This is a genomic window from Streptosporangium sp. NPDC048047 (assembly GCF_040653115.1).
GTDB lineage: Bacteria > Actinomycetota > Actinomycetes > Streptosporangiales > Streptosporangiaceae > Streptosporangium.
In genome coordinates, this window is record NZ_JBEZNH010000005.1 from 28,361 (window position 1) to 40,091 (window position 11,731).

The following is an 11,731-nucleotide window of genomic DNA, read 5'->3' on the forward strand; positions in this document are numbered from 1 at the left end:
CGGGCCCGCCGAACGCCGCGAACCGGTGCGGTACGGCGGGGCCGTACCGCACCGGTTCGCGGGCGGGATCGTCTACGGGCGGGTGAGGGAGAACCAGTAGAAGCCGTAGGACGGCAGGGTCAGCAGGTAGGGGAGGGTGCCGATCTGCGGGAACGGCACCGAGCCGCGGGCCTCGACCGGCGTCATGCCCTCGAAGCGGCGCAGGTCCAGCTCGACCGGCTGGGGGAACTTCGACAGGTTGTTGACGCACAGCATCAGGTCGTCGCCGTCCTCGCGGATGAAGGACAGCACGGCCGGGTTGCCGGACCACAGCTCGTTGTAGACGCCCGTGCCGAAGACCGGGTGGTTGCGCCGGATCTCCAGCATCCTGCGGGTGAAGTGCAGCAGGGACGCGGGGTTGCGCTCCTGGGCCTCGACGTTGATCGCCTGGTAGCCGTAGATCGGGTCCATGACGGTGGGCAGGTACAGCCGGCCCGGGTCGGCCTGGGAGAACCCGGCGTTGCGGTCGGGGCTCCACTGCATCGGGGTGCGGACCGCGTCGCGGTCCTCCAGCCAGATGTTGTCGCCCATGCCGATCTCGTCGCCGTAGTACATGACCGGTGAGCCGGGCAGCGACAGCAGCAGCGCGGTGAACAGCTCGATCTGGTCGCGGTCGTTCTCCAGCAGCGGGGCGAGACGGCGCCGGATGCCGAGGTAGGCGCGCATGCGCGGGTCCTTGGCGTACTCGGCGTGCATGTAGTCGCGCTCTTCCTCGGTGACCGTCTCAAGCGTCAGCTCGTCGTGGTTGCGAAGGAAGATGCCCCACTGGGCCTTCTCCGGGAGCTTCGGCGTCCGGGACATGATCTCGGAGATCGGCTCGCGGCTGCCGCGCCGCACGGCCATGAAGATGCGCGGCATCAGCGGGAAGTGGAACGCCATGTGGCACTCGTCGCCGCCGGTGGAGGGGTCGCCGAAGTACTCGACCACGTCCTCGGGCCAGCCGTTGGCCTCGGCGAGCAGCACCCGGTCGGGGTAGAGGCGGTCCACCTCGGCGCGGACCTTCTTCAGGTAGGCGTGCGTCTCCGGCAGGCCGGAGCAGGGCGTGCCCTCACGCTCGAACAGGTACGGCACCGCGTCGAGGCGGAAGCCGTCGATGCCGAGGTCCAGCCAGAACCGCAGCACCTCCAGCATGGCCTCCTGGACCGCCGGGTTGTCGTAGTTGAGGTCCGGCTGATGGGAGAAGAAGCGGTGCCAGTAGTACTGCTTGCGGACCGGGTCGTAGGTCCAGTTGGACTCCTCGGCGCCGATGAAGATGATCGGGGCGTCGGGGTAGCCGGTCGGCTCGTCGGCCCAGACGTAGAAGTCGCCGTAGGGGCCGGTGGGGTCGTGGCGGGACGCCTGGAACCACGGGTGCTTGTCGCTGGTGTGGTTCATCACCAGGTCGGTGATGATGCGCAGGCCCCGCTGGTGGGCCTCCTCGATGAGCTTCACGAAGTCCGCCAGGTCGCCGAACTCCGGCAGGATCTTCATGTAGTCGGAGATGTCGTATCCGCCGTCACGCAGGGGCGACTCGTACAGCGGCAGCAGCCACAGGCAGTCGACGCCGAGCCACTGGAGGTAGTCCAGTTTCTCGATGAGACCGCGGAGGTCTCCTGTGCCGTCGCCGTTGGAGTCCTTGAACCCGCGGACCAGCACCTCGTAGAAGACCGCGCGCTTGTACCACTGCGGGTCGGAGGAGATGAAGTCCTCGGACACGGTCTCGGGGGAGGGGGATGCGTGCATCGTGTTCTCGCTCAGGGTGAGAAAGGGCAGGACGATGTCGCCGGTCTACCGGCTGGACATGTTGTGGTGACCGCGCTGGCCGGGAGTCGTCATCCCCATGAGCTCCGGGCCCCGGTCGGACCGAATTCGTGGTTCGGTGCCGTCCGTTTGTGGCGCTTTCTGCGCGAAGACTACCAGCCGGAGGGGTGCGGGGAACCCCCAGAAATCGGACGGTCTCCGCTCCGTTCCGCGGATTCCCCGCGAGTATCGCGCCATACGCGCGTAGCCGTCACGACACTTACCGTTCCTTTACCGTGAAGCCGTCGGCCACGATCACGCTGACCTGGGCGTACGGTCACCCGGCCGGTCCGCGCCGGGGACGGTGGGAAAGGGTTTTCCAGCGATGCCGTCCCGGGGGTTCCGGGGCGCGGCCGTTTCGAATGGGGGGAGCCGGACGGGTCCGGAACCCCCGGAGGGCGCCCCTCAGGCCCAGGGCGGGGTGAGGCCGGTCAGGCGCTCCTCGTTGTCGGTGAGCCAGGCCCCGAACAGCACCAGGCCGCGCACCCAGAACCGGTCGTTCCACCCGTTGAACCGCGCCAGGGCGTCCGGCCCGGCGGCCACGACGTCCTGGAGCTGTTCCGACAGCAGCTCGGGCACCGTCGAGGCGACCCGGGCCAGCATGCGGTGACCGTACTCCCTGGCCGGCGCGGCGGCCGAGCGCAGCGGGACCCGCTGGAGCGGCTGCTTGACCACGTTGGTGGAGGGCAGCGCCGCGACGCGCGGATCGGCCGCGTGCAGCAGCTCCCGGTAGAAGCGCCCGCCGTCCTTCCTGGCCACCCCCACCGACAGCGCCGCGTCGAAGAAGGCCGGGTGCATGAACGGCGCGACGAACGACACCTCGGGCCCGACGAGGTCGACCGCGGAGCGGGCGATGCCCCGGGCCGTCCGGGTGTGCAGCACGGAGAGGGGCAGTTCGGCCCGGTGGCCGTTCAGCATCGAGGTCGACTGGTCGAAGGCCGTCCGCACCACGGAGCCGATCCACTCGTCGGCGGCCTCGGACAGGAACGGCACCGAGGGGGCGCCCAGCGACAGCGAGCCCAGCAGCGCGGCCTTGCGCTCGGCCTGCGAGGAGGCGGTGATCGCGGCCCCGCTGACCATGAAGTTCTTCAGCAGCGGTCCGCCGGCCAGGCCGTCCACCAGGGTCCGGCCCGCCCGGTGGACCTCGCGGGCGAAGGGGGCGTACCAGGCGTGGTGCGGGGTGAGGAAGGAGAGGCGCCGGGCGACGTCCAGCGCGTCGGAGGGGTAGGCGGCGGGGTCCTGGGGGATCACGCGGTGCCGTACGCCCAGCTCGCGGGTGATGGCGCGGGCGAAGGCGATGTCGGTGTCGGTGCCGTCGTCGGGGCTGGTCGTCCACGACTCCACGTCGGCGCCCCGGGACACCGCGACCGAGCACAGCAGCCGCGAGTCGTAGCCGCCGCTGACCGGCACCAGCAGCGGCCGGTCCTCGAAGTCCTTGTAGACCTCGTGCAGGATCTCCAGGATCTCCCCGGCCGAGCGTCCCGCCTCGAACGGCTCCTCCCGCAGCCAGCGGGGCAGCATCCGCTCGGTGGCGATCCGGCCGGTTGCCCGGTCGAGCACCAGGGCCCCGGCCCCGGCCAGCCGCTTGACGCCGGTGTAGGGGGTGTCGTCGCGGAGCGGGAAGGTGACCTGGATGATCGCGGCCCAGGCCTCCCAGTCGACCTCGTGGGGCCCGCGCGTCAGCGACAGCAGGGGCTCCAGCAGGGAGGAGAAGTAGACCACGCCGTCCAGCGCCAGGTAGTAGACGTCGACCAGGCCGAGCCCGCCGGCGTGCAGCACGATCCGCTCGCCGTCGCCGATCAGGCCGGGCGTCTCGTACTCCTCCGCGATCCCGATCCACGACCGGGTCCGGCCGGGTCCCGACGGCCCGCGCTCACCCCAGGCGAACGCCCACGTCCCCTCGCCGCGGTGGTACGGCGGCAGCGGCGAGGAGCTGAACAGCGCCGCTCCCGGCTCGCGCAGCGCGGGCCGTACCCGTGGCCCGGCCTGCCGGAGGGTCTCCAGCGCGGCCTCGTCGAGGTGGCCGATGCCGCCGCAGACGTACGGCCTCACATTGAACGTCGGCCACTGCACCGTGCTACTCCTCTTTGTCGCGATTGAGTAAAGGGTATCCTTTCGCCCGGCTCAGAAATCGGAGGACGGCGTGACGGGCGATCAACTCGAGAGCACACGGCTGGCGCTGCGGGACGCCGTGGCCCAGGCGGAGCGGGCCGCCGAGCTGGCCAGACTGCTCGACGCGGCGCAGGCGAAGATCGCCGACGCGGAGCGCGCATCGGCAGAGGCGAACGCGCTGCGCGAACGCCTGGAGCAGGCCGAGAAGGGCCTCGCCGCGGCGCAGACGGCCGAGGAGAGGCTCCGCCGCGACCTGGCCGAGCAGCGCTACCAGGCCGAGGTGGCCAGGTGGAAGCTCTCGTCGGTGCAGGTGGCCCGCTGGTCCCGGCTCGGCGACGCGATCAAGACGGGCAAGAGCAACCCGGTCCGGCTGGCGCGGGGCCTGCGCGGGGCCGCCAAGCCCGCCAAGCGCCCGGCCGCGCCCAAGCGGCAGCCCATCCCGGTCACCAGGAAGACCGACCGGCAGGTCCCCGGCGCGTCGTTCCAGGCCACCACCTCCACCCGGATCGTCGGCGGCGCCTCGGTCAAGCTCAAGCCCTTCCGCGTGCCGACCGGCCCCAACACCCGCCCCCATCTGACCGCGGCCGTCGTCGCCGAGCCGCACGCCGAGGCGCTGCTGCGCTACGAGTGGCGCCAGACCGCCGGGTTCACCCCCGGCGACTTCACCCGCGCCCTGTCGGCCGAGGTCCCGCACCTGCTGCTGGTGGAGTCGGTCACCGAGGGCCCCTGGGCCGACGAGGTACGCGAGGCCGGCCCGGGGCTGCGCGCCCTGCTGGCGTGGTGCGCCGAGCGGGGCATCCGCACCGTCTTCTGGCACACCCACGGCGAGGTCGGCCGCTTCACCGCCGCCGCGGGCCTGTTCGAGCACGTCGTCTCGGCGCTGCCCGGCACCGTCAAGGAGTGGGGCGCCGCCCTGGCGGCGCGGGAGCCGGAGCCCGGCCGCCGCCCGCCCTCCCTGGGCCTGCTGCCCTTCGCCGTCCAGCCCCGGGTGCACAACCCGCTGCCGCTGGCCGGGGACCGCTTCGACCGGGTGCTGACCCTCGCCGAACTGCTCCCCGCCCACCTGTCGTATCCCGACGTCCTCACCTCCTACCGCTGGCCCAGGGCCGTGTACTGCCCGCCGGGCACCGAGCCCTGGCGGATGGCCGAACTGGCCGCCTGCGGCACCCCGATCACCCCGGTGAACCCGGCCGGAGCCGTGGCCGAGGCGCCGCCGCAGGCCGGGCCGCCCGCCCCGCCGGACGCCCTCGCCCTCTCCGCCGACGACCGCCGGGCCCACGCGGCGCTCCGCCAGGTCTACGCCGGTGGCACGATGAGCCACAGGGTCGACGACCTGCTCGACGCGATCGGCCTGCCCAGCGCCCGCGCCACCCTGAACATCTCGGTCATCCTGATCGACCGGGGCGACCTCGACCACGCCCTCGCCCAGGTCGCGCCGCAGAAGGGCGTCGTCCAGCTCGTCGTGCTGTCGGACGCCGCCGACGCGGCCGAGCGGGCCCGCGCCGCGATGCCCGACCGGGTGGACGTCACGGCCCGCCGCGCCGAGTCCGGGACGACCCTCGGCGGCATGCTGAACCGCGCCCTGGACCTGTGCGAGGGCGACCTGGTCGCCGTCATGGACGGCCGCGACCTCTACGGCGAGCACTACCTGACCGACCTCGCCCGCCCCTTCCTGTTCACCACCGCCGACATCGTCGGCAAGGCGGCCTACTTCGCCCACATGCGCGACGTCGCCGCGACGGTGCTGCGCCAGCCGGCGGCCGAGTACTCCTATCTGCCGGAGGTCTCCGGGGCGACGCTGCTGGCCCGCCGCGCCGTCCTGCGCGGCATCGGCTTCGCCGACGTCTCCGAGGGCTGGGACGAGGTGCTGATGCGCCAGTGCCGGGCCGACGGGATCAAGGTCTTCTCCGCCGACCGCTACGGCTACGTGTGCGTGCGCGACCGTGACCGCTGGCTCCTCGGCGCGGCCCGGCTCGTCGACTACGGCCCGCCCGAGCCGCACGCGCTCGTCTAGACTGCGCGGCGTGGCACCGCTCACCGGCGCGTTCACCGGCATGACGCCTCTCATCGCCATGGCGCCGCTCACCGGCTCGTTCCCCGGTGCGACGCCGCCCGGGGGCGCGACCCCCGGCGGCCGGCCGTGACGCCCGGCGGGCTCGCGGAGGTCCTGGGCCTGCCGCCGATCCCGTGCGGCACCTGGGCCGAGGCGGCGACGTACGTCTCCCCGGCCGCGCTGCGGCGCGGCGAGGACCCGGAGGCGATGGCGGCGCGGCTGCGCGCGCTGCCCGGGATCGCGGCCGTGCGGGTACGGCCCGGCGGGTTCCTGGAGATCGAGGTCGCCGTGCCGGGGGAGCTGGTCGCCGAGATCGGCCCGGCCCCGGGGGCCCCCGCGGCCGGTCCGCCCCCCTGGCCGGACCTCCCGCGGACCTGGGCCAACCCGGGCTTCGCCGTACGGTACGCCCACGTGCGGGCGGTGGCCGTGCAGCGATGGGCCGCGGAGCTGGGCGTGGCCGGGGACTTCCGGCCCGAGCTGCTCACCGGCCGCCCGGACCGTTCTGTGCTCAGGTCGCTCGCCGAGCTGCCCGGCAGGCGGGTGAGCCGGGACCCCGGCTGGGCCGCCTACACCGAGCAGCTCGCCCTGGCCTACCACGACGCGTTCGAGCGCGCCCCCGCCCTGCCCTCGGGCGACGAGCCGCCCTCGCCGCTGCACGCCGCCCGGGTACGGCTGGCCCGCGCCGTACGGGACGTGCTGGCCGAAGGGCTGGCCGCACTCGGCGAGACAGCGCCGAGCCGCCTGTGATAAACCCTCACGGACAGTCCGTGGGGAACCTTTACGGAGCGAACGGACGGGAGGGGTCGATGAGCGGTCCGCGGGACTGGTCGCCCGGGGAGCCTCGCAGGCCAGGGGTGATCCGGCGCGTCCTGCCGATCGCGCTGGCCTTCGCGGTCATCGCGGGCGGGACGGTCTACCTCCGCGGCGACCTCCGGAGCCTCATCGGGACCGCGCCCGGCTCGCCCCGGTCGGCCGCCGCCACCCACCGCCTCTACGCCGCGACCCGGCCGGTCGGCGGACGCTGCGCCGGGCTGCCCCGCGACCTCGACGCCCGGGCGGGCGTGACCCTGCGCGCCCTGGCCCGCTGTCTGGACCGGATGTGGGCGGCGTCGCTCGCCGAGGCCGGCGTCGAGTACACGCCCCCCTCCGAGCTGCGACTGGTCCGCGTCCCCGCGGACGCCGCGTGCGGCAAGGAGGACCACGACTGGGCCGGGATCTACTGCCCGAGGGACCGCGTGGTCAACGTGCTGGTCCAGGGCGGCGACGGCCGGACGGCCCCGATGATGTTCACCCTCGCCCACGAGTACGCCCACCACGTCCAGGAGGTCAGCGGGATCGCCGACCGGCGGGGCTCGGAGACCTTCGACGAGGCGTGGTCGCGGCGGCTCGAACTGCAGGCCGACTGCCTGGCCGCGGCGGCGCTGCGGGTCGTCGGCCCGCGCCTGCTGCGCGACCAGCGCCGGCTGGCCGCCGCCGACGCCGGCGACGCGGACGGCCCGGCGGCGAGCTACCGCCAGTCGCACGGCTCGGGCGCCAGCAGCGCCGCGTGGATCGCCCGGGGGCAGCGCACCGGCACGGTGGGGGCGTGCAACACCTGGGGCGTCCCGGCGAAACAGGTGTCCTGACGGACTCCCGGCGACGGGGCGGCGGCGCGGTCCTTCGGGCACGGTCTCCCGGGTGCGGTCCCTCCGCGCGGCGGGGCCGGGGCACGGATGTCCTGACGGCGAAAGCGGGGAGAAACGTAAAAATATCGCGCCCCGGGTGTGAAACACGTGAAAAATTCATGCCATTGGGGAGGGCGGCGTCTCGACAGGTGGTCATCCGTCTCATCGGCGCCGCCGGGTCCGATAGCCTCGATCGGGTGAGTCGATTCGCCCATCCCGCCGGTGACCGGCACGCCGAGGTGCTGCCCGAGGAGCGCCCTCCGCACGCGCCCGCCGACCTCAACGGACTCGATCCCCAGATCTGGCCGCGAACGGCCGGTCGTGACGGCGGCGCCGTCACGATCGGCGGCGCCGACGTCAGGGACCTGGTCGCCGAGCACGGCACCCCTCTCTACGTGGTGGACGAGGAGGACTTCCGCTCCCGGTGCCGCGACTACCGCGAGGCGTTCGCCGGCGGCGACGTACACTACGCCGGCAAGGCGTTCCTGTGCCGCGAGACGGCCCGCTGGATCATGCAGGAGGGGCTGGGCCTCGACGTGTGCAGCGCCGGCGAGCTGGCCGTCGCGCTGAGCGTCGGCTTCCCGCCCGAGCGGATCACGATGCACGGCAACAACAAGTCGCTCGCCGAGCTGGAGCGGGCCGTCGAGGCCGGCGTCGGGCACATCGTGGCCGACTCCTTCGAGGAGATCGCCCGCCTGGGCTTCCTCGCCGACAGGCACGGCACGCGCCCCCGGGTGATGATCCGCGTCACCGTGGGCGTCGAGGCGCACACCCACGAGTTCATCGCCACCGCCCACGACGACCAGAAGTTCGGCTTCTCCCTCAGCAGCGGCGCCGCGGCCGAGGCGGCCCGCCGCGTCCTGGCCCTGCCCCAGCTGGAGCTCGTCGGCCTGCACTCCCACATCGGCTCCCAGATCACCGACACGGCCGGGTTCGAGGTCGCCGCGCGGCGGCTGGCCACGCTCCTGGTGCAGATCAAGGAGGAGCACGGCGTCGTCCTGCCCGAGCTCGACCTCGGCGGCGGCTACGGCATCCCCTACGTCGAGGGCGACACCGCGCCCGACGTCAAGGTGATCGCCGACGGCCTGCGGGAGATCGTCGCCAGGGTGGCCGAGTCCGCCGGTCTGCCGGTGCCCCGGCTGACCGTCGAGCCGGGCCGCGGCATCGCCGGCCGCGCGGGCGTCACGCTCTACGAGGTCGGCACGATCAAGGACGTCGAGGGACTGCGCACCTACGTCAGCGTCGACGGCGGCATGAGCGACAACATCCGCACGGCCCTGTACGGTGCCGAGTACACCGCGCGCCTGGCCTCCAGGGAGAGCGACGCGGAGCCGATGCTCTCGCGCCTGGTGGGCAAGCACTGCGAGAGCGGCGACATGGTGATCCGCGACCTGTGGCTGCCGGCCGACCTCGCCACCGGCGACCTGGTCGCGGTGGCCGGCACCGGCGCCTACTGCCGGTCGCTGGCCAACAACTACAACTACCTCCCCAAGCCCGCCGTGGTGGCGGTCAGGGGCGGGGAGTCCCGGGTGATCGTCCGCCGGGAGACCGAGGAAGACCTGCTGAGGGGCCAGCTGTGAGGGCGGCCGTGAGCGAGAAGGGTGGTGCGGGCGCATGGCTCTGAAAGTCGCCCTCCTCGGGTGCGGCGTCGTCGGCTCCCAGGTGATCCGGTTGATGCACGAGCAGGCGGACGACCTCGCCGCGCGCATCGGGGCCCCGCTCGAACTCGCCGGGGTGGCCGTGCGGCGGCTCGGCCGCAGGCGGGACATCGAGGTCGACCCCGCCCTGCTGACCACCGACGCCGAGGCGCTGGCCGCCCGGGACGACGTCGACATCGTCGTCGAGGTGATCGGCGGCATCGAGCCGGCCAGGTCCCTCATCCTGTCGGCCCTGAAAGGCGGCAGGTCGGTCGTCACGGCCAACAAGGCGCTGCTCGCCGAGGACGGCGCGACCGTCCACGCCGCGGCGCGGGCCAACGGCGCCGACCTCTACTTCGAGGCGGCCGTCGCCGGGGCCATCCCGCTGGTCCGCCCGCTGCGCGAGTCGCTGGCGGGCGACCGCGTCCACCGGGTGATGGGCATCGTCAACGGCACCACCAACTACATCCTCGACAAGATGGACTCCACCGGGGCGTCGTTCTCCGACGCGCTGGAGGAGGCCCAGGCCCTGGGGTACGCCGAGGCCGACCCCACCGCCGACGTGGAGGGCTTCGACGCCGCCGCCAAGGCCGCGATCCTCGCGAAGATCGCCTTCCACAGCCGCGTGACGGCCGCCGACGTCCACCGCGAGGGCATCACCGAGATCACCGCGGCCGACGTGGCCGGCGCCAGGGCCATGGGATACGTCATCAAGCTGCTGGCGATCTGCGCCCGCTCCGACGACGGCCGCTCCTTCGGCGTGCGGGTCCACCCCGCCATGATCCCCAGGTCGCACCCGCTGGCCGGGGTCCGCGAGGCGTACAACGCGGTCTTCGTGGAGGCGGAGTCCGCCGGCCGGCTCATGTTCTACGGTGCGGGCGCCGGCGGTGCCCCGACGGCGAGCGCCGTGCTGGGCGACATCGTGGCCGTGGCGCGCAACCGCCTGGCCGGCACCCGCGGTCCCGAGGAGTCCACCTACGCCGACCTGGCGGTGCACCCCATGGGCGAGACCGTCACGAGATACCACGTCTCCCTGGACGTCGCCGACAAGCCGGGCGTGCTCGCCCGGGTCGCCGACATGTTCGCCAAACAGGACGTCTCCATCCAGACCGTTCGCCAGGAGGGGCACGGCGACGACGCCCAGCTCGTCCTCGTCACCCACCGCGCCGACGACGCCGCCCTCTCGGCCACCATCCAGGGGCTGCGCGAGATGGACATCGTCCGCGACGTGGTGAGCGTCATGCGCGTCGAGGGCGAGGACATCGCCTGACCCGGAGCCGTCCCGGCGATTCCGCCGGGACGGTTCGGTGACCCCGCGTGTGCCGGTGATCACCGGCTTGTACCGTGGTGCGTATGACTCCCTCCGCCGCCCGCAGGGCCGTGCCCGCCGACAAGACCGCCCGCCGGACACGGCCGCCTGCGACGGCCGTCCTGGCGGTGCTTCTCACGGCGTTCCTGACGGCCCTTCCGGTGGCGTTCCCGGGTGCGGCGGCCCGGGCGGACGGACGGGAGGGCCCCGGGGCCGCCGGGCACCGTACGGCGGGAGGGATCGGTACGGCCGGAGGGATCGGAGCGGAGGCCGCCGGAGGCCGGGCGGCGGGGACGGCCGGAGGCCGGGCGCCGAAACGGGCCAAGGCGATCGTCTCGCTCACCTTCGACGACGGCGACGCCACCCACCCGGCCGTCGCCCGCATGCTGGAGCGGCACGGCATGCGCGGCACCTTCTACGTCAACACCGGCACCGTCGGGCACGAGCGGAAGCTGACCCGCCGCGGGCTCGCCGCGATCGCCCGTGCGGGCCACGAGATCGGCGGCCACACGCTGACGCATCTCCGCCTGCCCGATCTGACCGTCGCCGAGCAGCGCGCCCAGATCTGCGACGACCGCCGGAAGCTGGTCTCCTGGGGATACCGGCCCGTCACGCTCGCCTACCCCTTCGGCTCGGTGGACGCCCGCGCCGAGGCCGCGGCCCGCCGGTGCGGCTACGACGCCGCCCGCGACGTCGGCGGGCTCCGCGAGTTCTCGTGCCCGGCCTGCCCGGCGGCGGAGAGCCTGCCCCCCAGGGACCGGCACGCGATCCGCACGGCGGGCTCGGCGGGCCCGGACACGCCGCTTCGGCGCCTGAAGCAGCAGGTCTTCGACGCCGAGAAGATCGGCGGGGTCCTGCCGCTGGTCTTCCACCGGGTCTGCGAGGACTGCGGCGATTATTCGGTGTCGCCGAAGCTGCTGGAGGACTTCCTCGGCTGGCTGGCGACCCGGAAGTCCCACGGCACGGTCGTCCGGCCCCTGGGGGAGGCGGTCGGCGCCCGCTACCGTCCGCTGCCGCCCTCCGCCGCACGATGAGCGGCCTGCCCGACCTCTCGGCGCGCCTCGGGCAGGGGGGACGCGGACGTCTCCATGCCGAAGACCAGGCCGGATGGGACATTTCGTGAAAAATGGCCTTTCGT

General features: G+C 73.5%; 8 protein-coding genes. 6 read left to right on the forward strand and 2 right to left on the reverse strand.

Going from position 1 to position 11,731, the window contains the following annotated elements:
- Positions 1-72: 72 nt before the first annotated feature.
- Positions 73-1,761 (reverse strand): maltose alpha-D-glucosyltransferase, encoded by a 1,689-nt coding sequence (gene treS, locus AB0D67_RS05880; protein WP_362930382.1) that lies wholly within the window; start codon positions 1,759-1,761, stop codon positions 73-75.
- Positions 1,762-2,223: 462 nt separating this feature from the next.
- Positions 2,224-3,891 (reverse strand): asparagine synthetase B family protein, encoded by a 1,668-nt coding sequence (locus AB0D67_RS05885; RefSeq protein WP_362930384.1) that lies wholly within the window; start codon positions 3,889-3,891, stop codon positions 2,224-2,226.
- A gap of 70 nt (positions 3,892-3,961) precedes the next feature.
- On the opposite strand from AB0D67_RS05885, the gene AB0D67_RS05890 reads away from it, so the two are divergent.
- From AB0D67_RS05890 to AB0D67_RS05915, 6 genes are all read left to right on the forward strand, one after another.
- Positions 3,962-5,944, forward strand: a complete 1,983-nt coding sequence (locus tag AB0D67_RS05890) for a glycosyltransferase (protein ID WP_362930386.1) — start codon at positions 3,962-3,964, stop codon at positions 5,942-5,944.
- A 126-nt stretch (positions 5,945-6,070) separates the two neighbouring features.
- Positions 6,071-6,730 carry a DALR anticodon-binding domain-containing protein gene (locus tag AB0D67_RS05895; protein ID WP_362930387.1) on the forward strand — a complete coding sequence of 220 codons (660 nt, stop codon included), beginning with the start codon at positions 6,071-6,073 and terminating at the stop codon, positions 6,728-6,730.
- A 59-nt stretch (positions 6,731-6,789) separates the two neighbouring features.
- Entirely contained in the window at positions 6,790-7,608 is an 819-nt protein-coding gene (locus AB0D67_RS05900) for a neutral zinc metallopeptidase (RefSeq protein ID WP_362930389.1), read from the forward strand.
- 236 nt (positions 7,609-7,844) lie between these two features.
- The gene (gene lysA, locus AB0D67_RS05905; protein WP_362930391.1) at positions 7,845-9,227 is read left to right on the forward strand and encodes a diaminopimelate decarboxylase; all 1,383 of its coding nucleotides are present in this window, start codon (positions 7,845-7,847) and stop codon (positions 9,225-9,227) included.
- 34 nt (positions 9,228-9,261) lie between these two features.
- On the forward strand, positions 9,262-10,554 hold the full coding sequence (locus AB0D67_RS05910) for a homoserine dehydrogenase (protein WP_362930393.1): 1,293 nt from the start codon (positions 9,262-9,264) through the stop codon (positions 10,552-10,554).
- Between the two features lie 83 nt (positions 10,555-10,637).
- Complete coding sequence (locus AB0D67_RS05915; protein ID WP_362930395.1) at positions 10,638-11,627, forward strand: polysaccharide deacetylase family protein; 990 nt, start codon at positions 10,638-10,640, stop codon at positions 11,625-11,627.
- Positions 11,628-11,731 lie beyond the last annotated feature (104 nt).

Bases quoted from the DNA above. Each gene is read 5' to 3' on its own strand.
- AB0D67_RS05910 (WP_362930393.1), top strand. From the start codon at position 9,262: ATGGCTCTGAAAGTCGCCCTCCTCGGGTGCGGCGTCGTCGGCTCCCAG.
- AB0D67_RS05915 (WP_362930395.1), top strand. From the start codon at position 10,638: ATGACTCCCTCCGCCGCCCGCAGGGCCGTGCCCGCCGACAAGACCGCC.
- AB0D67_RS05900 (WP_362930389.1), top strand. From the start codon at position 6,790: ATGAGCGGTCCGCGGGACTGGTCGCCCGGGGAGCCTCGCAGGCCAGGG.
- treS (WP_362930382.1), bottom strand. From the start codon at position 1,761: ATGCACGCATCCCCCTCCCCCGAGACCGTGTCCGAGGACTTCATCTCC.